The organism is Novosphingobium sp. PASSN1 (assembly GCF_002278815.1).
Genome location: NZ_NKIS01000014.1, coordinates 78,873 through 101,382, shown reverse-complemented (window position 1 = coordinate 101,382; position 22,510 = coordinate 78,873). Strand labels below are relative to the sequence as shown.

General features: G+C 64.8%; 25 protein-coding genes. 14 read left to right on the top strand and 11 right to left on the bottom strand.

The window, feature by feature from the left end; genetic code table 11:
- The first annotated feature begins 4 nt into the window (after positions 1-4).
- The 3 genes from CFE35_RS19490 to CFE35_RS19480 are packed head-to-tail and all read left to right on the top strand — an operon-like array spanning position 5 to position 2,376.
- On the top strand, positions 5-811 hold the full coding sequence (locus tag CFE35_RS19490; RefSeq protein WP_292933213.1) for an alpha/beta fold hydrolase: 807 nt from the start codon (positions 5-7) through the stop codon (positions 809-811).
- 21 nt (positions 812-832) lie between these two features.
- Positions 833-2,005, top strand: coding sequence for a class I SAM-dependent methyltransferase (locus CFE35_RS19485; protein WP_292933211.1), 1,173 nt, complete (start codon positions 833-835; stop codon positions 2,003-2,005).
- An 11-nt stretch (positions 2,006-2,016) separates the two neighbouring features.
- A complete protein-coding gene (locus CFE35_RS19480; RefSeq protein ID WP_292933209.1) occupies positions 2,017-2,376 on the top strand; it encodes a hypothetical protein in 360 nt (119 codons plus the stop codon).
- A 42-nt stretch (positions 2,377-2,418) separates the two neighbouring features.
- On the opposite strand, the gene CFE35_RS19475 is transcribed toward CFE35_RS19480, so the two are convergent.
- The 5 genes from CFE35_RS19475 to CFE35_RS19455 are packed head-to-tail and all read right to left on the bottom strand — an operon-like array spanning position 2,419 to position 5,510.
- Entirely contained in the window at positions 2,419-3,198 is a 780-nt protein-coding gene (locus CFE35_RS19475) for an SDR family oxidoreductase (protein ID WP_292933207.1), read from the bottom strand.
- 22 nt (positions 3,199-3,220) lie between these two features.
- Positions 3,221-3,619, bottom strand: a complete 399-nt coding sequence (locus tag CFE35_RS19470) for a nuclear transport factor 2 family protein (RefSeq protein ID WP_292933205.1) — start codon at positions 3,617-3,619, stop codon at positions 3,221-3,223.
- Positions 3,619-4,050, bottom strand: a complete 432-nt coding sequence (locus tag CFE35_RS19465; RefSeq protein WP_292933204.1) for a nuclear transport factor 2 family protein — start codon at positions 4,048-4,050, stop codon at positions 3,619-3,621. Before CFE35_RS19465 ends, CFE35_RS19470 begins: the two co-directional genes overlap by 1 nt.
- 54 nt (positions 4,051-4,104) lie before the next feature.
- Complete coding sequence (locus CFE35_RS19460) at positions 4,105-4,791, bottom strand: glutathione S-transferase N-terminal domain-containing protein (protein ID WP_292933203.1); 687 nt, start codon at positions 4,789-4,791, stop codon at positions 4,105-4,107.
- Positions 4,788-5,510 (bottom strand): glutathione S-transferase family protein, encoded by a 723-nt coding sequence (locus CFE35_RS19455; protein ID WP_292933202.1) that lies wholly within the window; start codon positions 5,508-5,510, stop codon positions 4,788-4,790. Before CFE35_RS19455 ends, CFE35_RS19460 begins: the two co-directional genes overlap by 4 nt.
- Before the next feature lie 93 nt (positions 5,511-5,603).
- Between CFE35_RS19455 and CFE35_RS19450 the strand changes: the two genes are divergently transcribed.
- The 3 genes from CFE35_RS19450 to CFE35_RS19440 are packed head-to-tail and all read left to right on the top strand — an operon-like array spanning position 5,604 to position 7,789.
- Positions 5,604-6,281, top strand: coding sequence for an isochorismatase family cysteine hydrolase (locus CFE35_RS19450; protein ID WP_292933201.1), 678 nt, complete (start codon positions 5,604-5,606; stop codon positions 6,279-6,281).
- 12 nt (positions 6,282-6,293) lie between these two features.
- Positions 6,294-7,151, top strand: coding sequence for a TauD/TfdA family dioxygenase (locus CFE35_RS19445; protein ID WP_292933199.1), 858 nt, complete (start codon positions 6,294-6,296; stop codon positions 7,149-7,151).
- A complete protein-coding gene (locus tag CFE35_RS19440; RefSeq protein WP_292933197.1) occupies positions 7,151-7,789 on the top strand; it encodes a 2-hydroxychromene-2-carboxylate isomerase in 639 nt (212 codons plus the stop codon). The genes CFE35_RS19445 and CFE35_RS19440 overlap by 1 nt, the downstream gene beginning before the upstream one ends.
- A 4-nt stretch (positions 7,790-7,793) precedes the next feature.
- On the opposite strand, the gene CFE35_RS19435 is transcribed toward CFE35_RS19440, so the two are convergent.
- Positions 7,794-9,290 (bottom strand): 4-hydroxyphenylacetate 3-hydroxylase N-terminal domain-containing protein, encoded by a 1,497-nt coding sequence (locus CFE35_RS19435; RefSeq protein ID WP_292933195.1) that lies wholly within the window; start codon positions 9,288-9,290, stop codon positions 7,794-7,796.
- Between the two features lie 104 nt (positions 9,291-9,394).
- Between CFE35_RS19435 and CFE35_RS19430 the strand changes: the two genes are divergently transcribed.
- Positions 9,395-10,579, top strand: coding sequence for a CoA transferase (locus tag CFE35_RS19430; protein ID WP_292933193.1), 1,185 nt, complete (start codon positions 9,395-9,397; stop codon positions 10,577-10,579).
- On the opposite strand, the gene CFE35_RS19425 is transcribed toward CFE35_RS19430, so the two are convergent.
- On the bottom strand, positions 10,576-11,490 hold the full coding sequence (locus tag CFE35_RS19425; RefSeq protein ID WP_292933191.1) for a CoA ester lyase: 915 nt from the start codon (positions 11,488-11,490) through the stop codon (positions 10,576-10,578). The genes CFE35_RS19430 and CFE35_RS19425 overlap by 4 nt on opposite strands.
- Complete coding sequence (locus CFE35_RS19420) at positions 11,487-12,233, bottom strand: GntR family transcriptional regulator (protein ID WP_292933189.1); 747 nt, start codon at positions 12,231-12,233, stop codon at positions 11,487-11,489. The genes CFE35_RS19425 and CFE35_RS19420 overlap by 4 nt, the downstream gene beginning before the upstream one ends.
- Positions 12,234-12,374: 141 nt before the next feature.
- Here CFE35_RS19420 and CFE35_RS19415 point away from each other — a divergent pair, with 141 nt between their 5' ends.
- Entirely contained in the window at positions 12,375-13,151 is a 777-nt protein-coding gene (locus CFE35_RS19415; protein ID WP_292933187.1) for an aspartate/glutamate racemase family protein, read from the top strand.
- Positions 13,152-13,154: 3 nt separating this feature from the next.
- Positions 13,155-14,375: an MFS transporter gene (locus CFE35_RS19410; protein WP_366557167.1), complete on the top strand. Its 1,221-nt coding sequence runs from the start codon at positions 13,155-13,157 to the stop codon at positions 14,373-14,375.
- A gap of 6 nt (positions 14,376-14,381) precedes the next feature.
- Here CFE35_RS19410 and dmpG read toward each other — a convergent pair whose 3' ends face one another.
- The 3 genes from dmpG to CFE35_RS19395 are packed head-to-tail and all read right to left on the bottom strand — an operon-like array spanning position 14,382 to position 17,156.
- Positions 14,382-15,431, bottom strand: a complete 1,050-nt coding sequence (dmpG, locus tag CFE35_RS19405) for a 4-hydroxy-2-oxovalerate aldolase (protein ID WP_292933185.1) — start codon at positions 15,429-15,431, stop codon at positions 14,382-14,384.
- Entirely contained in the window at positions 15,428-16,372 is a 945-nt protein-coding gene (locus tag CFE35_RS19400) for an acetaldehyde dehydrogenase (acetylating) (RefSeq protein ID WP_292933183.1), read from the bottom strand. Before CFE35_RS19400 ends, dmpG begins: the two co-directional genes overlap by 4 nt.
- A 1-nt stretch (position 16,373) precedes the next feature.
- A complete protein-coding gene (locus CFE35_RS19395; RefSeq protein ID WP_292933181.1) occupies positions 16,374-17,156 on the bottom strand; it encodes a fumarylacetoacetate hydrolase family protein in 783 nt (260 codons plus the stop codon).
- 81 nt (positions 17,157-17,237) lie between these two features.
- Between CFE35_RS19395 and CFE35_RS19390 the strand changes: the two genes are divergently transcribed.
- From CFE35_RS19390 to CFE35_RS19370, 5 genes are all read left to right on the top strand, one after another.
- Entirely contained in the window at positions 17,238-18,008 is a 771-nt protein-coding gene (locus tag CFE35_RS19390; RefSeq protein WP_292933179.1) for an IclR family transcriptional regulator, read from the top strand.
- Between the two features lie 171 nt (positions 18,009-18,179).
- Positions 18,180-20,477, top strand: coding sequence for a bifunctional salicylyl-CoA 5-hydroxylase/oxidoreductase (locus CFE35_RS19385; RefSeq protein ID WP_292933177.1), 2,298 nt, complete (start codon positions 18,180-18,182; stop codon positions 20,475-20,477).
- Complete coding sequence (locus tag CFE35_RS19380) at positions 20,474-21,235, top strand: SDR family NAD(P)-dependent oxidoreductase (RefSeq protein ID WP_292933175.1); 762 nt, start codon at positions 20,474-20,476, stop codon at positions 21,233-21,235. Before CFE35_RS19385 ends, CFE35_RS19380 begins: the two co-directional genes overlap by 4 nt.
- A complete protein-coding gene (locus CFE35_RS19375; RefSeq protein ID WP_292933173.1) occupies positions 21,236-21,703 on the top strand; it encodes a MarR family transcriptional regulator in 468 nt (155 codons plus the stop codon).
- Entirely contained in the window at positions 21,700-22,509 is an 810-nt protein-coding gene (locus CFE35_RS19370) for an enoyl-CoA hydratase family protein (protein WP_292933171.1), read from the top strand. Before CFE35_RS19375 ends, CFE35_RS19370 begins: the two co-directional genes overlap by 4 nt.
- Position 22,510 lies beyond the last annotated feature (1 nt).

Here is a 22,510-nt window from a genome sequence, read left to right as displayed (position 1 = left end):
AGCGATGAGCGAAGCGGGCGTCCGGAAAAGCTACGTGGATACCAGCGGCGGGCAAGTCCACGTCCGCAGCATGGCGGGAGATGGCGTACCGGTGGTGTTCTTCCACCAGACCGCCAGCTCGGGTCAGATGTGGCTCAAGACGATGCAGCGGCTGAAGGGCGAATGGCCAATGCACGCGCTGGATACGCCAGGCTTTGGCGGGTCGTTCGATGTACCCGAAGATCACTCGCCCTCGATGACCGAATATGTCGGCTGGCTGGGTGAGGCGGTGCGCGCACTGGGCATCACGAAGTGCCATGTCGTGGGCCATCACACCGGCTCGTGCATCGGGGTGGAGCTTGCCGCGCGCCAGCCTGATCTGGTCGCCTCGCTCACCATGATCGGCCCGGTGCCGCTGACGGAGGAAGAGCGCATCGAGTTCTCCAAGTACTATGGCGTGCCGTTCTCGCCGGTCGTTTCGGGCAGCTATCTGCTTGAAAACTGGGAATACCTGCGCCAGCTTGGTGCCCATGCCGATCCGCAGCTGATCCACCGCGAAATGTGCGATCAGATGCGCGCCTATGTCGGCCGGGTGAAGAGCTACAGCGCGGTGTGGGGGCAGGATTTCCCCTCGTTCTATAGGGACATCAAGGTGCCGATGATGATCGCCGCTGCACCGGACGATGTGCTGCATCCCTATCTGGGCCGCGCTGCTGAAATGCGCCCCGATGCCCGCGTGCTCCCGGTCGATGGCGCGAATTTCGAACCCGATCTCGATGCTGACAATTTTGCTGCTGGACTGGCCGCGTTTTTGCGGGAAGTTTCGGTTTAATCTCACCAAAGGATGGATGTCATGACTGCTACTCAGGATCTGACCACCCAATTCCGCCACGGCGTGCTGCCGCAGACGACGTCTGACGAATTTTCCCGTCAGGAGTTCGTGAAGAGCCTCAAGTTCCACCTCGCCTCCAAGGTTTCGCTGGGCAACCACGATGCCTATGAAGCGCGCGCCAAGCCGGCCTTCACCAAGGCGACGGGCGCGGAGCCCGAGACCTATGCGGATATCCGCAAGGCGATGAGCACTGATCCCTACTTCGCCTTCTGGAGCGCGATGCAGCGCAACAGCCAGGAGATGATGTGGAAGTCCGTCCAGATCCCGGTCGAGCGCCAGCTGCCCGATCTGATCGCAGCGGCGGGCAAGGGCGGCGAGGTTGCCGGAACACTGAAGCTCAACCCGGAGCTGGAAATCCCCAAGTACCACCGCGGAGTGGACATTCACTGCATGCCCGGCGGCTATCACACCGAATTCACGGCAGACGATGTCGCTAACGGCGCAGTCTATGATACCGCCGTCTATATCTATGCGATGGGCCGCATGGGGCCGCTCAACAGCGATATCGGCGATACCACGATCGCGTGGATCAAGGAAAACCACCCCGATTTCAAGCCGCGCCGCATTCTCGACATGGGCTGCACCGTGGGCCATTCCACCCTCAGCTACTGCGATGCCTTCCCCGATGCCGAAGTCTACGGCATCGATGTCGGCGCGCCGGTGCTGCGCTATGCCCATGCCCGCGCGCAATCGATGGGCAAGACGGTGCACTTCAGCCAGCAGAACGCGGAAGGCACCGATTTCGAGGACGGCTTCTTCGATCTGATCGTCAGCCACATCCTGATCCACGAGACCAGCAATGCGGCGATGCGGCGCATCATGGCCGAGTGCAACCGCCTGCTCACCCCGGGCGGACTGGTCGTTCACGCCGAAACGCCGCCCTACCGCGATCTCCCGGCCTATGACGCGTTCATGCTCGATTGGGATACGCGCAACAACAACGAGCCCTACTGGGGCGCAAGCCACGAACTGGTGCCCGCCGATCTCGCGGGGCAGACCGGCTTCGATCCGGCCAAGGCGTTTGAAGTCTATCAACCCAGCGCCTTCGAGGCGACCGAGCGCCGCACCAAGGTGTTTCAGGGCGGAGATTTCGGTGGCGGCGGGGCCTGGTGGCTCTGGGGCGTGCAGAAGTAAGGAATAGCCAGATGGCCGACACCATAACCCTGCAGAAGAAGGCCCGCGGCGAACGGCCGCAGTACTTCGCCGATCCCGCCATCGACAAGACGCTGGCGATCACGCTCGCGCTGGCCGGTGAAGTCGCCGTGCTGCGCGACCGGATTGACACCATCGAACGGCTGGCCGAGGCGGGCACTGCGCCCACCCGCGCCGCCGTCGATGCCTACAAGCCCGACGCCACGGTGCGCGCCGAGCGGGATGCGTGGCGCGACAGCTACCTCGATACGGTGCTGCGCATCATCCACCAGGAACGCGAGGAACTGGAACAGTGCGCCGCCGATACCAAGCCCTATGCGGCCGTGATCGAGGAAGTGCTCGAAACCGAGTGAAGTAGTGCATCCTGGGGCGGCGGCAACGCTGCCCCGGACTACCTACAGGAAGTGGTCGCCGCCGTTGGGGCTGAGCACTTGCCCCTGAAAATGCCGCCCCGCCTCGCTGGCGAGGAACACGTAGGACGGCACGATATCGTCCACCACCGCGAGATGGCCGATGGGAATTCCGGCCTCGATCGCTTTCAGAACATCGGCGGGCACGGCATCGAGAATGGGCGTGCGCGTCGCGCCCGGTGCGACGCAATTGACCCGCACATCGCGGCTGCCGATTTCCAGCGCCAGTGAACGCGTGAACGAGATGATCCCGCCCTTCGCCGCCGTATAGGCCGAAAGCCCCGGCGCGCCCTTGTAGGCCAGCTGCGAGGCGGTGTTGATGATCCGGCCAAAGCCATTGGCATACATGCCCGGCAGCACCGCGTGGGTCATCAGGAAGGTGCCGCGCAAGTGAATGCCGATCACGCGGTCCCACGTCGCAACCGGGAGATCCTCCACCGGCTCGCCATGCCCGATCCCGGCATTGTTGACGAGAATGTCGATCCGACCGGCAGCTTCCAGCGCCTTGGCGACCAGCGCTTCGACATCCGCCTCACTGGAAACGTCGGCCTGCACCGCCAGCGCCTGCGCGCCCAGCTTGCGGACTTCTTCGACCACGGCTTCTGCCGCCGCCGCCTGATCCGGCGAGGGATAGTTCACAATCACGCAGGCAGCTCCGGCGCGGGCAAAGGCCACTGCCACGCCCGCGCCGATGCCGGAAGAACTGCCGGTGATCAGCGCAGTGCGCCCGTGGAGCGGCGAAGCGCCAGCATGGGTATCTGTCATGTTCGCCGCTCCTTCAGGGGTATCAGACGAGGACGTTGGCCCCGCTGAAATAGACATAGACTTCCTGGAACTTCCCATCGCGGATGCGCCAGAAATTGGTGTTGAACAGCCGCGTGACCGAGCCATCCGCAGCGGTCAGCACCGCTTCGAAGCTGGCGGTGATGCGCCCGTTCTTCTCGTCCACCGTGCAGACGAAATCCTTGTGCACGATGGTTTCGTAGGCCCCCATGAAGCCTTCGAACATGGCGCGGATCGCGGCCTTGCCGGCGTGGCGGGTAAACTCGGTCTGCACGCAGAACAGCGCTTCATCGTGGAAGCAATCGAGCGCAGCGTCGATGTTCTTGGCGTCCACGTTGCCGAAATAGCGGATGGTGGCCAGCTCGATCAGCTCTGCGCGGTTGAGGGTAGGTTCGTACTGCATCAGGCGTCCCCTTCCTTGAGCAGGTTATCGCCGCTCATGTAGACATAGACCCGGTGGAACTTGTCGCCCTTGAGGTAGAAGCGGTTGCAGTTCTCGTAGCGCAGCTCGTCGCCGCCGTGAGGCGTGATCAGCACGGTGAACTGCGAGCAGACCGAGTTGCTGGCCGGATCGGCGGTGTGGACGAAATTGCCGTGCCAGATGTGCGAAAAATCGGCGAACAGCTTGATGAACATGGCGCGGATCGCGGCCTTGCCGTCGTGGACGGTGTTAGAGGTCACTTCGGTGAGGACCGCGTCCTCGGTGAAGCAATCGAGCACCTGATCCATCGCCTTGTTGTCCACGCCATCGAAATAGCGCTTCGTCACGATGTCTATGTAATAGGGATAAGGCAGCGCTGTCTGCCCTGGTCCCGCCTCTTGCCATTCGCTCATTGCGGATTCCTCCTCGTGGTGTTTTGCGTGGTGTTTTCGTGCATTCTAAGGGGTTCAGGCCTTTCCGAAGAGCGCCGTGCGGGCCTTCTCGTCGGGATTGCCGATCTTCATTACATCGCCCAGCACCGCCATGCCGCGCTGCACGGCGGGGCGGGCTTCGATGGCTTCGACCCAGCGCTTCACATGGGGAAACTGGTCGATATCGATCGCATGAAGTTCGCGGATCTTGGGCGCGCACCACGGGTAAGTCGCCATATCAGCCAGCGAGTAATCGTCGCCTGCCAGATAGGCCCGCGTGCCCAGCACCCGGTCCATTACCCCGTAGAGCTTCACCGTCTCGCCGCAGTAGCGGTTGATGCCATATTCAATGCGCTCGGGCGCATAGCCGCGGAAGTGGCCGCACTGGCCGAACATCGGGCCAACATTGGCGCACTGGAAGAACAGCCACTGGATCACGTCAGACCGCGCGGCGGCACCCTCGGGCCAGAACTGGCCGGACTTTTCCGCAAGGTACATCAGGATCGCGCCGGATTCGAACACGGTATGAGGTGCGCCCCCGGGACCATCGTGATCGACGATGGCCGGGATGCGGGTGTTGGGGCTGAGCGCAGCAAATTCCGGCGTATGCTGTTCGCCGGAGAGGATGTTCACCGGCTTCACCGTGTAGGCGAGGCCCATCTCCTCCAGCGCGACCGAGATCTTGTGGCCGTTGGGCGTCGGCCAGTAATAGAGGTCAATCATGTGCGGAGCGCGAGAGACGCGGCGACGGCGGCCTGGCAGGCAGCGGCGCTGTCATCGCCCTCGAACGGCTTGTTGTAGTGCGATTGCACCGAAGGCCGCTGGATGGCTTCATCGAACCAAGCGGACAGGGCCGGGCGGCCTTCGCGCCAGTTGAAGTTGGGGTGGATCGGGTCCTTGGCTTCATAGAACTCGGCGCGGAAGCCCAGATAGCTGATCGCGTGGAGCATCGCGGCGTGGCCGACGTCGAACTCGTCCCACCCGGCCTTGGCATCGCGTTCCAGCGAATCGAGCCCGGCGATGAACTTGGGCCAGAGCCATTCGAACAGGCCCATGTTCCACTGCTCCTTAGGCTTCCACTGCTCCATCACCATCTGGACAGTGCTTTCGAATATCGTGTCCGAAAGCGAGAGGCGGCGCAGCGCGTCCCAGCGCTTTGGCCCCGGCGCGGGATACATCTTGCGCGCGGTCGCCGTGCTGTCGAGGTATTCGCAGATCGCCTGGCTGGCGAAGATCACCTGGCCATCATCGGTGACGAGCGTAGGCACCTTGTCCAGCGGATTGAGCGGCGAAATGTCGTAGCTGTCGCCGCAATCCTCGCCCGCGTTGTTCTTGAACGGAAAGGTCGCGACGCGCTCCAGCTTGTCCCAGTGTCCGCACTCATGCGCGGTCACCAGCACCTTGTGCACGAAGGTATGGAAGGGTGAGTAGAACAGCTTCATGGCCAATTTCCTTTCGGCTCATGGTTCTTCCTATTGCGTGCCTTGTCAAGGCGGTGTTAGGGAAAGGTCCGGACCAATTGGAGGCCCATGCCGATGTCGAGCTACGTTGAAGGCTTCACTGCCCCGGTCACGATGAGCGCGCGCACCACCGCGCTGGTGGTGGTGGACATGCAATATGCCAGCGGCAGCCGCGAGCATGGTCTCGGCAAGCTGCTGGGCGAGCAGGGCACGCTTGATAGCGCGGCCTACCGGTTTGACCGGATCGATGCGCTGCTGATTCCCAATATCGGCAAGATGCTGGCCGCGTTCCGCGCCAATGGCACGCATATCGTGCACGTGACGGTGGGCAGCGAGCGGCCCGATTTCAGCGATGCCCCGCGCCACATGCGCCCGTTCTTCGAAGGCACCAACAATCATGCCGGCACGCGCGAGCACGAGATCGTCGATGCGCTCAAGCCTCTGCCGGGCGAACCGGTGTTCAACAAGGTGACGATGGGCGCATTCTCCTCCACCGGGATCGGCGCGCACCTCACCTCGAAGGGCATCCGCGAGATCATCGTGACGGGCGTTTCCACCAACAACTGCGTCGGCATGACCGGGCAGGAAGCGGCAGATCGCGGCTTCGGCGTCGTCCTCGCATCGGATGCTTCGGGCACCTGCAGCGATCTGATGCAGGACGCCTACGAAAACACCTTCCGCCGCCTGTGGGGCCGGGTGGCCGCCACCGACGAGATCATTGCGGAAATCGCACAGACCACCAACGCGGGCTAACAGGGACAGGACATGGTTGCAAAGTCACTCGAAGTCAGGCCGCTGGCTGAAACATTCGGCGCCGAAGTGCTTGGCGTCACGCTGTCCGGCGATATGGATGCCGATACCTTCAACGAGATCAAGGCGCTCTGGCTGCGCTATGAAGTGCTGCTGTTCCGCGATCAGCAGATCGAGAAGGAAGACCTGATCGAGTTCAGCCGCAAGATCGGCCCGCTGGAAATCCACTTGCGTGAGGAATGGCTCAACAAGACCCATCCCGAGATCCTGCAGATCACCAACATCCGCGAGGACGGCAAGCCCACGGGTGCGCTGGCCGATGGCGAAGTGGGCTGGCATTTCGATCAGATCTATCTGCCCAAGCCTGCGATTGCCTCGCTGCTCTATTCGGTGAAGATCCCCCCGGTGGGCGGTGGCACCCACTTTGTCGACATGACGGCGGCCTATGCCCGCCTGCCGCGGCATCTCAAGGACGTGGTCGATGGGCGCACGGCGCTGCAATCCTATGTCGCGTTCAACCGGATGTATTCCACCGATACGAACGCCAAGCAGAAGAACCTGACCCCGGATATCACCCATCCGCTGGTGCGCACCCATCCCTACACCGGCCGCCGCGCGCTCTACGTCTGCCCGGGCATGACCATTGCGATCCCCGGTCTGCCGGATGATGAAAGCCGCTCGGTGCTGGATGAACTGTTCGCCTGGACGGCGCGCGAGGAGTTCATCTACCGTCACGATTGGCGGGTTGCCGACTGCCTGCTGTGGGATAACGCCTGCACCATGCACCGCCGCGATGACTTCGACGGGCAGCACGAACGGCTGATGTACCGCACCACGATCCTGCCGCAGCCAGACCGCGCGATTCCGTTCTGATGGAAACACCGCAGCCGCCGCTCATCTGGTACTTCGATGTCATCTCGCCGTTTGCTGCGCTCGCCGTTCCGGAAATGGAGGAGCTATGCGCGCAGCATAAGGTCACGTTCCGCCCGGTGCTGTTCGCGGGCTTGCTGAAGGCATTCGGGCATCTCGGCCCTGCGGAAATCCCGGCCAAGCGCACGCAGACCTACCGCATCGTGCAGTGGATCGCGGACGAGCGCGGCATTCCGTTCCGCGCGCCGCCTGCGCATCCGTTCAATCCGCTCGCACTGCTGCGGCTGCTGTGCGTGCGCGATCTGAGCGTGGCCGACGTTGCCGCCGCCTTCCGCCTGGTGTGGGGCGAGGGCCGCGATCCGCAAAGCCAGGAAACAGCCGCCGCGCTGGCCGATGCGCTGGGCGTGCCGGTGGATGCGGGCACTGATACGGCCGTGAAAGACCGGTTGCGCGCCAACACCGAAGCGGCAGTGGCGGCAGGGGTTTATGGCGTGCCGACGCTGGCGATTGGCGAGGAGTTGTTCTGGGGCCTCGACGCCATGCCGATGGCGCGCGCCTATCTGGCCGATCCCGGCCTGTTCGCGAGCGGTGAGATGGCGCGGGTTTCCAGCCTGCCGATGGCAACCGTCCGCCCGCGCTGAGGGCTTATTCCGCGCAGCCCTTGGTGCAGCACCGACCCGGCTGCTTGTCGCGCGCCGGGCCCTTGCCCAGATCGAGCGCGCCGCGATCGAGCAGCGCCTGCACCAGATCCTTGCGGTCCTGCACCGGATAATTGCGCAGGATTTCCATCTTCATCGCCTCGGGCGAACCGCCGCCATGCAGGCTGATCACCGAATACCAGCCGCCGGTTTCCGATGCGGTCAGATCCTCGATGAACCGCGCGACATTGGCGCGGTGGGCATAGGGCACATCGGGCCGCCCGCGCAGCAGCGCCTCGATCATCGGGGCGGTGGCGGGATTGTGGTCCTCCTCAGGCGAGGGGAGCCCCACGATCAGACCGCCCGAAACCTCGTGGGCGATGCGGTGCATGTCGTAGATCTGGTTGGCCAGCAGCAGCTTGCCGATGTTCGAATAGATCTGCTCGGGCCGGAAATTGCCCGCCTCGTCTTCCTCGCCAAAGGTGGAGGCCGCCACCCCGCAGGCATAGAAGCCTTCGGTGATCTTGATCAGTTCGACCATCTTGTCCTTGAGATGGGAAATCCGGTCCAGTTCCAGCCCGTTGGCGTCCATCATCATCGCGCCCGCGCCGATCAGCAGATCGCCAAAGCCCGCGCGCGCGCCGATGCAGCTGTGCCGGTGGTGCGAGGCATAGTTGGTGGTCATCAGGTGCGCTTCTTCGGTCTCGCCATCGATGAACACGCGGTCCCACGGCACGAAGACATCGTCGAAATGCACCACCGCGACCGATTGCGCGAACTTGGCGCTGAACTTGGCCGCAGCATTGCCCGGCCGGCCTGCCGGGCGCGAGACGACCGTGACCCCCGGCGCATCGATCGGCACCGCGCAGGCCACCGCGAAATCGCGATCTTCCGGGCGCATCCGGCGGCAGGGCAGCACGAGGAATTCGTGCATGTAAGGGCCGCCGGTCACGATGGCCTTCACCCCCGCGATCACGATCCCGTCCGCGCGCCGCTCGCGCACATGGACATAGGACAGCGGCTCCACCTGCTCGGACGGACGCTTCGAACGGTCGCCCTTGCCGTCGGTCATCGCGATGCCGATGGCGAGGTCGTTGGCCTGCGCGTGAGTGATATAGGCCTTGAGCCGGTCATGGCTTTCACCGCCCGTGCGCTGCGTGATCCGCCAGGTCGCTTCCCACAGCCCATTGAACGCATCGTGCGTCAGATAACGCTGCGTACAGCCGCCATACTGGCAGGTGAGGCGCACAGCCTCCAGCTTGTCGAGCAAGTCTTCGCGGCTGCGATTTATGGCGAGAAAGCGGTTCACCGGCTCTCCCGAAAGGCCGGTCGTCGTCATCACCTTGGCGGATTCGGGCAGCAGCGCGAAATCATAAGTGAGGCCGACCGCGTTGATGCCGGGCTCCAGCCGAGGCTCGTCCGCCACCGATGCCACGAGATCGCCGCCGACATAGACGCGCGGGGCAAGGCTGCGCAGCGATTCGCGGTAGGCTTCGGCAGACATCAGCACGGCGCAGGCTCCCCTTGGGCATACAACATTCGGCCTTGATGGCCTCTCGCCCTTCCCTTACGCGGGAAAAAGGTCTGGACCAATAGAAAGTACACAAAATGCCCTCCCCAAGCCTGTCGCCCGAAAGCCTGCCACAGGGTGCCTTCGAAGGCCTCAAGGTGCTCGATCTGGCGACGTTCATTGCCGGGCCTTATTGCGCGACGTACCTCGCCGAATTCGGCGCCGATGTGGTCAAGGTTGAGCTCACCGGCAGCGGTGATCCGGTGCGCAAGTTCGGCACGCAGACCGAAGCGGGCGACACGCTCGTCTGGCTGAGCGAAGGGCGCAACAAGCGGTCTATCGAGCTTGATCTGCGCACCCCGGAAGGCGCGGAAACCTTGCGCAAACTGGCAGCCAAGGCCGATGTTCTGGTCGAAAACTTCCAGCCCGGCACGCTGGAGCGCTGGGGGCTCGGCCCCGATGTGCTGCAGGAGATAAACCCGCGCCTGATCATCGCGCGCGTCACCGCCTATGGCCAGACCGGCCCTTATAGCGACCGGCCCGGCTTCGGCCGTATCGCCAATGCCTTCAGCGGCATTTCCTATCTCTGCGGAGAGCCGGATGCGCCGCCGGCTTCCCCTGGTACCGCCACCCTGTCGGACTATCTGACCGGGGTTTACGCAGCACTTGGCGTGCTCACGGCGCTGCATGTGCGGCAGACAACCGGGCGCGGTCAGATCATCGACCTGGGCCTCTATGAAGGCACGTTCCGCCTGCTCGATGAACTTGCGCCTGCCTATGCACGCAGCGGCTTTGTGCGCGAGCGGATGGGTGCAGGCACGGTCAACGCGGTGCCGCACAGCCATTATCCGACCAAGGACGGCAAGTGGGTGGCGATTGCCTGCACCAATGACAAGATATTCGGCCGCCTTACCGCGATCATGGACCGGATGGATGTGACCGGCGATGGCATCTACGGCACAATCACGAAGCGCGAGGCGCGGCGCGCCGAGGTGGACGCGTTCGTCAGCCACTGGACCAGCGGCATGACCCGCGATGACGTGCTGGCCGCCTGCGAGGCGGGGCAGGTGCCCTGCGGCCCGGTTTACGGGATCGACGAGATCTTCGCCGATCCGCAGTACGCCGCGCGGGAAAATCTGGTGCGGGTGGACGACGAGCGTGCAGGCGAACTGATCCTGCCCGCCGTGTGCCCCCGCCTCAGCGAAACGCCCGGCAGCATCCGCTGGGCCGGGCGCGCGCTGGGGGCAGACAGCGCGGCGATTCTGGCGGACTGGCTAGGTTAAAGCCGCGCCGCCAGCGCGAGGACCTGCTGCGCTTTTTCGACAATGGGGTAATCGACGAAATAGCCATCGACCTTGATCGAGGCAGAGCCTGCGTTTTCCGCCGCATTGAAGGCATCGACGATCTTCTGCGCCCGCGCGATTTCCTTTTCGCTGGGCATGAACGAGCTGTTGGTCAGCATGACTTGTGCCGGGTGGATCAGCAGCTTGCCCTGAAATCCGAACTTCACGCCGGTGACGACCGATGCGGCAAAGCTCTCCTCGTCGGCCAGATCGATGTGCACCGTGTCGATCGGCGCTTCCAGCCCGCCGACGCGTGAGGCCAGCACCAGCCGCCCGCGCGCATAGGCAAGTTCGGCCTCGTCGGCGCTCCACTTCATGCGCATGTCGCGCGTGAAATCGCCCGCGCCGAAGGAGATGCGCTTGATCCGGGTGCCCGCCGCGATGATCGCATCGAGTGCGTGTAGGCCTGCCCCGGTTTCGATGATCGGCATGAGGTCGATCCCGCCAATGGGCAGTCCGCGCTCGCGCTCGAACTGGGCGATCAGCCAGTCGATCAGCACGATTTCTTCCGGCTTCTCGATCTTGGGCGCAACAATCCCGTCGAGCCACGGCCCGATCACCCCATCGAGATCGCGCAGGCACCATTCGGTGTCCGCCGCGTTGATCCGCACATATCCCAGGCACGTGCGCGGCGCGGAAAGGGCGGTGACGGCGGTTTCCCGGCTGGCCGCCTTTTCGGATGCCGCGCAGGCGTCTTCCAGATCGAGGATCACCGCATCCGCGCCGCTGGCGAACACTTTCTCCACCTTGCGGGGGTGGTTGGCGGGTGCAAACAGGAAGCTGCGGATGGGGGTGGCGGAAAGCGAAGGTCCGCCCTTGATCTGCGCCATGGTTGTAAAGCTCTTGGTCATGGCGGGGTAAGGCTTCCTTCTTTGCGTTTCAGATCGACCGAATAGGAGAACCGGCCGGCGGGATGCTCGCTCACCGAAACCTCGAACAGGCGGCCGGTTCGATCTCGGTAGCGGCGCACGATGATCAGCGCCGGGCTGCCGGGCGCGACATCGAGCGCCTCGGCCTTGCGCTGGGATAGCGATCCGGCAAACAGCTCCGCGTTGATGTCGGCAGCGTGCATCCCATAAGTCTGCTCCATCAGCTGGAACACGGGCGTGGTGTCCTTGCCGATGCGTTCGGCCACATCGGCGAACTCGGCGGGCACATAGATGTCGCTCCAGCACACGGGGCTGCGCTTCGCTTCGATCCGGATCGTTTCGATCCGTGCCCAGCGCGTGCCGACCGAGCAAGGCAGCATCTGCGCCAGCGCCACATCAGCCTCGACGATGGTGGTGCGGATCGGCTTGAGCCGGGTCTGCGGTGCATATTGCAGCAGTTCGTCCATCGAGCCGAGCTTCTGGACCATCTGTTCGATCGGGTGCGTGGCGGTGACGATGGTGCCGCGCCGCCGCTGCCGGCTGATCAGGCCGCTTTCTTCCAGCCGACTCATCGCCTCACGGATCGTGAACCGGCTGACGTCGTACTCGCTGGCAAGCACTTGTTCGGGCGCAAGCTTTTCGCCCACCGGCCATTTGCCCGATGCGATCTCGCCCTGAATGCGGTCAGCGATTTCCCGGTAGCGCGGGATGGGCTGGGAGGACATGAAGCGCAATCCGACAGGGGTCTAACAGAGGCTGGTCATTATTGGTCTGGACCATTGCAGATTAAATTAGCATAGTTCCCCGGCGAGGCAAACCCGACCCTTGCGGTGCCCTGTGCACCGCGCTCCCGAGAGGACCCTATCATGGCAGACAAGCGCGTTCTGGTGATCGTTCCCTTCCCGCTCGACGATGATGGTGTCGCCAATCGCAAGGCGCAGCTGGATTCGGTACAACTCGGCGAAGGGATCACCTTCGAGTACAAGCCGGTGAAGGCCGCGCCCGCGCTTTATGACAGCCACCATGACTACGTGCTCGCCGATATCTCGATCTTCGAGGCCGGGCTGAGCGCGGAAAAGGACGGCTATGACGCGGTCTGCATCGATACGATGAGCGATTCGGGCATGAATGCGCTGCGCTCGGTGCTGGATATCCCGGTGATCTCGCCGGGCCGCTGCTCGTTCCTCACCGCGCTGATGTTTGCCAACAATTTCTCCGTGCTCACGCAGTGGGCGCCGTGGAAGGGGCTCTACACCAAGACGCTGCGTGAATACGGGCTGGAGGACAAGTGCGTCTCGGTCCGCTCGCCCAACATCGCGCCCGACGTTTCCAACCTGCTCGGCGGCAAGGAGGAGGACGTGTTCCCCAAGCTGCTGGAAAGCGCGATGCAGTGCGTGGAAGACGGCGCGCAGGCGATCTGCCTCGGCTCCACCACCATGCACCAGAGCCACGCCTGGCTGGCCGAACGCCTGCCGGTGCCGCTGATCAATCCCGGCCCGCTGACGTACAAGCTGGTCGAAGCCGCGCTGGCACTGGGCCTGAAGCACAGCCGCGCCGCCTATCCCAAGCCGCATGTCTACATGGGCGACATGATCAGCGGGATGCTCGATGGCGGCGCGCGGGTGCAGAAAAGTCAGGGCTGATCCATTCCCGCCACTGCTTCCACCCCACCACGCCAGAGCGGCCTCGGCACGCTGTTTGCAACTTCGCTGATCCAGATCGCGGCGTCGTTCACGATTGCCGGGCCGCTCGCCATTTCGGTGGTGATCGTGCACGCGCAGGGCCTGCCGGAAAGCTGGATCGGGTACTACACCTCGCTGATGTATGCAGCGGCCATTGCCGGCTCGGTCAGCACCGCGCGGCTGATGGCGGGGCTGAGCGTGCGCGCCTTGCAGCTCGGCTCGGTTCTGGCGACGGCGCTTGGCTATGCGCTGTTTTCCAACGTTGCGCCTGATGCGCTGGGCGCTTCGCTGGCCTGCCTCGGCATCGCGCTGATGGGCTTTGCCTATGGCGTGATCGTGCCCTCCAGCTCGTTCGTGCTCGCGCAGAGCTACTCGGCGCGGATGCAGCCGCTGGTCGTCTCGCTGCGGCAGACCGGCGTGCCGGTGGGCACGGCGATGGTGGCTCTGATCGCGCCTTATGCCGCGCAGCACGGCGGCTGGCACGCGCTGACCCTGCCGGTTCTGGCCCTGCTTGGCATCACGTTCCTGCTCTCGCTGCCGGGGCTGAAGACCCACGGTTCGATCTCCGCCCACCTGCCGCCGCGTCAGAACCTGTTGGCGGCGATGCGCGGCGCGTTCAGCCAGCGGGCGACCCGCCAGCTGGCCATCGTGGCGGGCGTCTACGCGATGAACCAGGCGGCGTTGACGACCTATCTTGTGCCCGGCCTGGTCTGGCTGCACGGCCTCTCCGTGGGCAAATCAGCCGGATATCTGGCGATTGCGACCATGGCGGGCGCGGCGGCGCGCATCGTCTTCGGCCTGACGACCGCGCGCTTTGGCCGGGCGAACCTGCATCTGGCGCTGATCGGCCTCATGACCGGCGCCGCGTGGCTGCTGCTGCTGTGGCCGCTGCCATCCGCCTTGCGGCTGACGGCAGGCAGCGCGCTGCTGGGCATGACCGCGATGGGCTGGAACGGCATCCTGCTCGCCGAACTGGGGCTGGCGGCCCCTGCCGGACGGACAGCCGAAGCCGTCGCCACCGGCACCTCGTTTGCCTATCTCGGCGTGCTGGTGGCGCCGCTGGTCTTCGTGCAGCTCGATCACCTGCTGGGCAGCAAGACGGCTGCGCTGGCGAGCATCGCCGCCCTTGCTGTGATTGCAGGCGCGATTCTGCTGGGTGGCAGTGCCCGCCGCCCCGCGTGCTGAAGCCGATCAGCCTTCCTGCGCGGCTTTCGCCAGATCGAGCGCGATATCGACGAGCATGTCTTCCTGGCCACCGACCATCTTGCGGCGGCCCGCTTCGGCAAGAATCTCGCGCGGTTCCACGCCGTAGTCCGCCGCCGCCTTTTCGGCATGGCGCAGGAAGCTGGAATAGACGCCTGCATAGCCCAGCATCAGCGTTTCACGGTCCACGCGCACCGGGCGGTCCTGCAAGGGCCGGACAAGGTCTTCGGCAGCGTCCATCAGCGCATAGAGATCGCAGCCGTGGTTCCAACCATAGCGATCCGCCGCCGCGATGAACACTTCGAGCGGCGCATTGCCCGCGCCCGCGCCCATGCCCGCAAGGCTGGCATCGACGCGCACCGCACCGTTCTGCACCGCGACGATGCTGTTCGCGACGCCGAGACTGAGGTTGTGGTGGGCGTGCACCCCGCGCTGGGTTTCGGGCTTCAGCACCCGGTCGTAGGCCTGAAGGCGCGCGGCGTATTCGTCCATGTTCATCGCGCCGCCGCTGTCGGTGACGTAAACACAATGCGCGCCGTAGCTTTCCATCAGCAGGGCCTGCTGCGCGAGCGCCTCGGGCGGGGCCATGTGGCTCATCATCAGGAAGCCCGAGACGTCCATGCCCAGATTGCGCGCGGCCTCGATGTGCTGCTTGGCCACATCCGCTTCGGTGCAATGCGTCGCGATGCGCACGGACTTCACGCCCATTTCGCAGGCGTGCTTGAGATCATGCACCGTGCCGATGCCGGGGAGCAGCAGCGTGGTGAGCACGCTGTGTTCGAGGACTTCGGCCACCGCGCCGATCCAGTCCCAATCGGTGTAGGCACCGAAGCCGTAGTTGAAGCTGGAGCCCTGCAGGCCGTCGCCGTGCGCCACTTCGATGGCATCGACTTTGGCGAGATCGAGCGCCTTGGCGATCTTGCGCACGTGATCGAGGCCGTACTGGTGGCGGATGGCGTGCATCCCGTCACGCAGGGTGACGTCCTGGATGTAGAGCTTGGTGGTCGTGGGATCCCCCAGAGTCTTTTTAGTGCTCATGCCGCCATCCTTTCGGCGATCTTCTCGGCAGTCTTGAGCGCCGCCGAGGTCATGATGTCGAGATTGCCGGCATAAGCGGGCAAGTAGTGCGCCGCGCCTTCCACTTCGAGGAAGACCGAAACCTTGAGACCGGTGAACGCGCCGCCCATTTCCGGGATGCGCAGCGGCTGGTTGCCGCCGATGCTTTCGAACTGCACCGCCTGCTTGAGCCGATAGCCGGGCACGTAGCTCTGCACTTCGGCCACCATCGTCTCGATGCTCTGGCGGATCGCCTCGCGGTCGCCGTCTTCGCAGAGGCAATAGACCGTATCGCGCATGATCAGCGGCGGTTCGGCCGGATTGAGCACGATGATCGCCTTGCCGCGCGTCGCCCCGCCGACATCGACGATGGCCTGCGAAGTGGTTTCGGTGAACTCGTCGATATTGGCGCGCGTGCCCGGGCCTGCGCTCTTCGAAGCGATGGATGCGATGATCTCGCCGTAGTGCACCTTGGCGACGCGGTTGACCGCCGCGACGATGGGGATCGTCGCCTGCCCGCCGCAAGTCACCATGTTGACGTTGCGCGCATCAAGGTTGGCCTCGCCGTTGACCGGGGGCACCGTGTAAGGCCCGATGGCGGCGGGTGTGAGGTCGATCATCCGCTTGCCCGCGGCCAGCACCAGCTCGCTGTTGCGCTTGTGCGCGCCCGCGCTGGTCGCATCGAACACGATGCCGACATCGGCGAACTCGGGCATGGCGAGGAGGCCGTCGATTCCCTCTGCGGTGATCGGCACCCCCATCCGCGCGGCGCGGGCGAGGCCGTCGGACGCATGATCGATGCCGACCATCACGCCCATTTCCAGCACCTGCGAGAGGCGCATGATCTTGATCATCAGATCGGTGCCGATGTTGCCCGAACCGATGATCGCGACTTTCGTTTTCGCCCTTGGGGTTTTTGGCATGTCAGGCCGCCCCATACGTGAAGCTGCACACGCCGATCCCGGCGATCTCGGTGCGCACCACATCGCCGGGCTTCAGCGCCACCATCGGGCCGAGCGCGCCGGCCAGCAGCACGTCGCCCTTGCGCAAGGGTTCGCCGCGTTCGGCGAGCGTCGAGGCAAGCCATGCGGCGGCGTTGAGCGGATTGCCGAGTGCCGCCGCGCCGATGCCGGTGGAAACCGTCTCGCCGTTGAAGCTCATCGTCATCGCCGCCCCTTCGAGGTCGAGCCCGGCGAGCGGCAGGCCTTCACCCGCCAGCACGAAAAAGGCCGAGGAGCCGTTGTCGGCAACTGTATCCGCGAACGTGATCTTCCAGTCGGCAATGCGGCTGTCGACGATCTCGATCGCGGCGTGAACCGTGGCCACGGCAGCGGCCACCAGTTCGGGCGTGGTATCGGCGGAGGGCAGATCCGCCCCCAGCACGAAGGCGATCTCGGCCTCGGCCTTGGGCTGGAGGCACTTTGCCGGATCGAGCGTGCCGCCATCCGCCACGCGCATGTCATCGAACAGCGCACCGAAATCGGGCTGGTCGACGCCGAGCTGCACTTGCACCGCCTTGGCCGTCAGCCCGGCCTTGCGGCCCACGATGCGGCGGCCCTGTGCCTGCCAGTACCGCGTGTTGATCTCCTGCACCGCGTAAGCGCCCGCCGCGTCAGTGGGCTCCAGCCCATCGCGCATGGGGGGCACCGTGCCGCCGGTATAGGCATCGCGCAAACGGCGCGCGAGATCGTCGTGGCTGGTCGTCATTCGGGCATCTCCTCCAAGCCTTGAGGGATACCGTGAGTTCGGGGCTTGCGCCACTGGCGGGGCACATTACCATCTCGCATCATGAGAACAGGAACGCCGCTGCTGAGTTCACTGTCGCGGGCGCTCGCCATGCTGGAGGCAATCATTGCCGAAGGCGCAAGCCGCAGCGTGGCGGCCATTGCACGCGATCTCGGCGTGCCGGTCGCCACGGCGCACCGGCAAGTCGCTTCGCTCGTCGCGGATGGCTATCTCGCGCGGCAAGGCAAGGGCTTTCATGTGGCAGGGCCGCGCCTGCTCAAGCTGCTGGGACAGATCGATGAGAAGCAGGTGATCGCCAATTGCGCCGCCCCGGTGCTGCACCGGCTGGCGGGCCAACTGGGCTGCGTGGTCCAGCTGGGCACGCTGGAAGCCGATATGGTGACCTACCGGATCAAGGCGGGCGAAGGCGCGGGCGATCTGTTCACGCGCGTCGGCATGCAGCTGGAAGCCTATTGTTCGGGGATCGGCAAAGTGCTGCTGGCGTGGCTGCCTGCCGGAGACCGCGAGGCCTATCTTGCCACCGGGCCGTTCCCGCCGCTGACCGCGCGCACCATCACCGAACCGGCGGCGCTGCGCCATGAGCTTGCCCGCGTGCGCGAACAGGGTTTTGCCATGGATGACGGGGAAATCGCCGAGGGCCTGCAGTGCCTTGCCGTGCCGGTGCGCAGCCCGGACGGGCGCGTGCTGGCGGCGCTGTCCGCCTCGCGCGGGGCGGCGCAAGTGGCCGCGATCCCGTCTGATGCGATCCTGGCGGACGTGCGTCTTGCAGCGGCCGAGGTCGAGGACATTCTGGCGGGCGTCCTCGCTACGTGAACCTGCCGTCTGACGTTTCGCGTCTTGCGCCCGCCCGCAAGGTACTTTAAGCTTAAAACAAATCGAGGCAGGCTGCGACTGCAAGGCCCTTTGCGCGCTTGACATCGAGATATTTTAAGCTTGAAACTTCAGGGCGGCCAATCCGCCGGAACCAGCAAGGGATTAGGTGCGATGAGGATTGCCAGTGTCGGCGGTGGTCCAGCCGGGCTCTACTTTGCGATCTCGATGAAGCTGCGCCAGCCGGACGCGCAGATCGAGATCTTCGAGCGCAACAAGCCGGGCGATACCTTCGGCTGGGGCGTGGTCTTTTCCGATCAGACCATGGCCAACTTGCGTGCCAACGATCCCCAGAGCGCGGCGACGATGGAAGCCGAACTGGCGCATTGGGACGATATCGACGTCCACGTGAACGACGTGAAGGTTACCTCCACTGGCCACGGTTTCATCGGCATCGGCCGCAAGCGCCTGCTCAATATCCTGCAGGACCGCTGCGCCGAACTGGGCGTGATCCAGCACTTCGAGGTCGAGGTCGATCCGACGCTGGAAGCCTACAAGGATTTCGACCTCGTCATCGCCAGCGATGGCCTCAACAGCCGCATCCGCGCGACGCGGGAGGAGACCTTCAAGGTCGATATCGACATGCGGCCCAACAAGTTCGTGTGGCTGGGCACCAACCAGCTATTCGATGCGTTCAAGTTCACCTTCGTCGAAACCAAGCACGGCTGGGTCTGGGCCCATGCCTACAAGTTCGACGCGAACACCTCCACGTTCATCGTCGAATGCCAGCCCGATACGTTCGCGGCCTGGGGCTTTGGCGAGATGACGCAGGAGGAAACCTGCCGGACTTGCGAGGCGATCTTTGCCGATCACCTCGGCGGCCACCCGCTGATGACCAATTCGGGGCACATCCGCGGCTCGGCATGGATCAATTTCCCCCGCGTGCTGTGCCACCAGTGGTATGACGGCAATCTGATCCTGCTGGGCGATGCGGCGCACACCGCGCACTATTCGATCGGATCGGGCACCAAGCTGGCGCTCGAGGACGCGATCAAGCTGGCCGATGTGCTGGCCGACAGCGATCTGCCGCTGGCCGAGGGCCTCAAGCAATATCAGGACGAGCGTCACGTCGAAGTGCTCAAGCTGCAGAGCGCGGCGAAGAATTCGATGGGCTGGTTCGAGGAAGTGGACCGCTATCTCCACTTCGATCCGCTGCAGTTCACGTATGCCCTGCTCACCCGCAGCCAGCGCGTGAGCCATGAGAACCTGCGCCTGCGCGATCCGGCGTGGCTGGCGCAGCTGGAAAAGGCTTTCGCCGAGAAGGCCTGCGGCCATCCGCTGGAAAAGCCGGTTGCGCCCATGTTCACCCCGTTCCGCCTGCGCGGCATGGAAGTGGCGAACCGCGTCACCGTCTCGCCCATGGCGATGTACAGCGCGGCGGATGGCGTGCCGAGCGACTTCCACCTCGTCCACTATGGCGCGCGCGCCTTGGGCGGGGCGGGGCTGGTGTTCACCGAAATGACCTGCGTTTCGCCCGAGGGCCGCATCACGCCGGGCTGCACCGGGCTCTATAGCGACGAGGCCGAGGCGGCGTGGAAACGCGTCGTGGATTTCGTTCACACCAGCAGCCCGGCCAAGATCGCGCTGCAACTGGGCCACAGCGGGGCGAAGGGCTCCACCCGGCTGGGCTGGGACGCGATCGACGCGCCGCTGGAGGAAGGCAACTGGCCGCTGATCGCCGCTTCGCCGGTGCCGTGGTCCACCGCCAATCAGATCCCGCGCGAAATGACGCTGGAGGACATGGATACCGTGCGCGATCAGTTTGTTGCGGCGACGCAGCGCGCCGCGCGTGCCGGGTTCGACATGGTCGAATTCCACGCCGCGCATGGCTACCTGATCTCCAGCTTCATCACGCCCGTGCTCAACCGGCGCACCGACGCCTACGGCGGCACCCTCGAAAACCGCCTGCGCTATCCGCTCGAAGTGTTCCGCGCGATGCGCGCCGTCTGGCCGCAGGACAAGCCGATGTCGGTGCGCATTTCCGCAACCGACTGGATCGGCGAAGGCGGGCTGACCGCGCAGGATGCGGTGGAGGTTGCCCGCGCGTTCCGAGATGCGGGTGCGGACCTCATCGACGTTTCCACCGGCCAGACATCGAAGGAAGCGCGGCCGGTCTATGGCCGCATGTACCAGACCCCGTTCGCCGACCTCATTCGCAACGAGCTCGATGTGCCGGTGATGGCGGTGGGAAACATCTTCGAGGTCGATCACGTCAATTCGATCCTCGCCTCGGGCCGCGCGGACCTGTGCGCGCTGGGGCGGCCGCACCTGATCGATCCGGCGTGGACACTGCGCGCGGCGGCGGAGCTGGGCGGTGACGCTTCGGGCGTGCCGCTGCCCTATCGCAATGGCTTCGATCAGCTCTCGCGCAATCTCGCGCGGGCAAACGCGCAGGCGGTGCTGAACGTATGACAGACCTTTCCGGCCATCACGCCGTTATCACTGGCGGCGGCACCGGGATCGGCGCAGCCATTGCGCGCACGCTGCATGGCGCAGGCGCTCGCGTGACGCTGATGGGGCGGCGGCTTGAGCCCTTACAGGCGGTCGCTGCCACACTGCCGGGCGCTGCGGCTATCCGGATCGACGTTACCGATGAAGCCTCGGTCGAGGCCGCGATGGCCGAGGCGCGGGCCATCGCGCCCGTCACCATCCTCGTCAACAACGCCGGCGGGGCGGAAACCGCGCCGGTGGCGAAGACCTCGATGGCGCTGTGGCAGCAGATGATCGCGGTCAACCTGACCGGCGCGTTCCTGTGCACCCGCGCCGTGCTGAAGGAGGTCTCGCAGGCAGCGAATGGCCGGATCATCACCGTCGCCAGCACTTCGGGCCTCAAGGGCTATGCCTATACCGGGGCCTATGCCGCCGCAAAGCATGGCGTGATTGGCCTGACGCGCACGCTGGCACTTGAGCTTGCCAGCACGGGCGCGACGGCCAATGCGATCTGCCCGGGCTTTGCCGATACCGATCTGGTGCAGCGTTCGCTGGCTGCGGTCACGGCGAAGACCGGCAAGCTGGCTGATGAAGTCCTTGTGCAGTTCGTGCGCGACAACCCGCAAAAGCGGCTGATCCGGCCGGAGGAAGTGGCGGCCACCGCGCTGTGGCTGTGCGATCCGCTGTCCTGCTCGGTCAACGGGCAGGCGATTGCGGTCGCTGGCGGAGAGGTGATGTAGATGGCGGTCCCCCATGCAAAGCAATCGCTGCGCGTCTGGCTCCGGATGCTGCGTGCCACCACGATCATCGAAAAGCGCATTCGCGGCTATCTGAAGACCGAGTTCGACAGCACGCTTCCGCGCTTCGACGTGCTTTCCGCGCTCGACCGCGAGACTGGGCCGATCACGATGTCGCAGCTGACCGATCACCTGCTGGTCTCGAACGGAAACCTCACGGGCCTCGTCAATCGGCTGGTGGAGGATGGTCTCATCAGCCGCGAGATCGATCCCGATGACCGGCGTGTGCAGCATGTCGTCCTCACGCCCGAAGGCCGCCGCGCCTTTCGCGAGATGGCCGACAAGCACGAAGCGCTGGTCGATTCGCTGTTCGCCGCGATGTCCGATGAAGACATGGCGACCCTGCTCGACCTGACCACGACACTCAACAGCGCCCTTCAGAACGGCGCGCGCCCTGCGGAGGATGCATGAACCCGTCTGATTACCAGCCCGCCCATTTCCTGTGGTCGTTTGCCGATGGCGTCGGCACGATCACGCTCAACCGGCCCGAGCGCAAGAACCCGCTGACGTTCGAATCCTATGCCGAACTGCGCGATCTGTTCCGCGCGCTGGTCAAGGTTCCGGCAGTAAAAGCCATCGTCATCACCGGTGCGGGCGGCAATTTCTGCTCGGGCGGCGATGTGCATGAAATCATCGGCCCGCTGGTCGGCATGACCATGCCCGAACTGCTCGATTTCACGCGGATGACCGGCGATCTCGTCAAGGCGATCCGACATTGCCCCCAGCCCGTCATCGCGGCGGTGGACGGTATCTGCGCGGGCGCCGGGGCGATCATCGCCATGGCCTCTGACCTGCGCGTCGCTGCGCCCGATGCCAAGGTGGCGTTCCTGTTCAACCGCGTCGGCCTTGCGGGCTGCGACATGGGCGCCTGCGCCATCCTGCCGCGCATCATCGGGCAGGGCCGGGCCAGCGAGCTCCTCTTCATGGGCCGCGCGATGAGCGCCGATGAAGGCGAGCGCTGGGGCTTTTTCAACCGCCTCACCGCGCAAGATGGCGTGCTGGCCGAAGCGCACAAGATGGCCGCGCAGATTGCCGCCGGGCCCAATTTCGCCAACGCGATGACCAAGACCCAGCTTCACGCCGAATGGGACATGGGCGTGGACGCCGCGATCGAGGCCGAAGCGCAGGCGCAGGCGATCTGTATGCAGACACAAGATTTCGCGCGGGCCTATCACGCCTTCGTCGCGAAGCAGAAACCCGTGTTCGAGGGCAACTGAC

Coding starts and splice junctions, on each gene's coding strand:
- CFE35_RS19375 (WP_292933173.1), top strand. CDS start 21,236: ATGGCGGTCCCCCATGCAAAGCAATCGCTGCGCGTCTGGCTCCGGATG.
- CFE35_RS19470 (WP_292933205.1), bottom strand. CDS start 3,619: ATGCAGTACGAACCTACCCTCAACCGCGCAGAGCTGATCGAGCTGGCC.
- CFE35_RS19455 (WP_292933202.1), bottom strand. CDS start 5,510: ATGAAGCTGTTCTACTCACCCTTCCATACCTTCGTGCACAAGGTGCTG.
- dmpG (WP_292933185.1), bottom strand. CDS start 15,431: ATGAGCACTAAAAAGACTCTGGGGGATCCCACGACCACCAAGCTCTAC.
- CFE35_RS19370 (WP_292933171.1), top strand. CDS start 21,700: ATGAACCCGTCTGATTACCAGCCCGCCCATTTCCTGTGGTCGTTTGCC.
- CFE35_RS19400 (WP_292933183.1), bottom strand. CDS start 16,372: ATGCCAAAAACCCCAAGGGCGAAAACGAAAGTCGCGATCATCGGTTCG.
- CFE35_RS19390 (WP_292933179.1), top strand. CDS start 17,238: ATGAGAACAGGAACGCCGCTGCTGAGTTCACTGTCGCGGGCGCTCGCC.
- CFE35_RS19430 (WP_292933193.1), top strand. CDS start 9,395: ATGCCCTCCCCAAGCCTGTCGCCCGAAAGCCTGCCACAGGGTGCCTTC.
- CFE35_RS19480 (WP_292933209.1), top strand. CDS start 2,017: ATGGCCGACACCATAACCCTGCAGAAGAAGGCCCGCGGCGAACGGCCG.
- CFE35_RS19435 (WP_292933195.1), bottom strand. CDS start 9,290: ATGTCTGCCGAAGCCTACCGCGAATCGCTGCGCAGCCTTGCCCCGCGC.
- CFE35_RS19450 (WP_292933201.1), top strand. CDS start 5,604: ATGTCGAGCTACGTTGAAGGCTTCACTGCCCCGGTCACGATGAGCGCG.
- CFE35_RS19460 (WP_292933203.1), bottom strand. CDS start 4,791: ATGATTGACCTCTATTACTGGCCGACGCCCAACGGCCACAAGATCTCG.
- CFE35_RS19425 (WP_292933191.1), bottom strand. CDS start 11,490: ATGACCAAGAGCTTTACAACCATGGCGCAGATCAAGGGCGGACCTTCG.
- CFE35_RS19490 (WP_292933213.1), top strand. CDS start 5: ATGAGCGAAGCGGGCGTCCGGAAAAGCTACGTGGATACCAGCGGCGGG.
- CFE35_RS19380 (WP_292933175.1), top strand. CDS start 20,474: ATGACAGACCTTTCCGGCCATCACGCCGTTATCACTGGCGGCGGCACC.
- CFE35_RS19485 (WP_292933211.1), top strand. CDS start 833: ATGACTGCTACTCAGGATCTGACCACCCAATTCCGCCACGGCGTGCTG.
- CFE35_RS19475 (WP_292933207.1), bottom strand. CDS start 3,198: ATGACAGATACCCATGCTGGCGCTTCGCCGCTCCACGGGCGCACTGCG.
- CFE35_RS19395 (WP_292933181.1), bottom strand. CDS start 17,156: ATGACGACCAGCCACGACGATCTCGCGCGCCGTTTGCGCGATGCCTAT.
- CFE35_RS19420 (WP_292933189.1), bottom strand. CDS start 12,233: ATGTCCTCCCAGCCCATCCCGCGCTACCGGGAAATCGCTGACCGCATT.
- CFE35_RS19440 (WP_292933197.1), top strand. CDS start 7,151: ATGGAAACACCGCAGCCGCCGCTCATCTGGTACTTCGATGTCATCTCG.
- CFE35_RS19415 (WP_292933187.1), top strand. CDS start 12,375: ATGGCAGACAAGCGCGTTCTGGTGATCGTTCCCTTCCCGCTCGACGAT.
- CFE35_RS19465 (WP_292933204.1), bottom strand. CDS start 4,050: ATGAGCGAATGGCAAGAGGCGGGACCAGGGCAGACAGCGCTGCCTTAT.
- CFE35_RS19385 (WP_292933177.1), top strand. CDS start 18,180: ATGAGGATTGCCAGTGTCGGCGGTGGTCCAGCCGGGCTCTACTTTGCG.
- CFE35_RS19445 (WP_292933199.1), top strand. CDS start 6,294: ATGGTTGCAAAGTCACTCGAAGTCAGGCCGCTGGCTGAAACATTCGGC.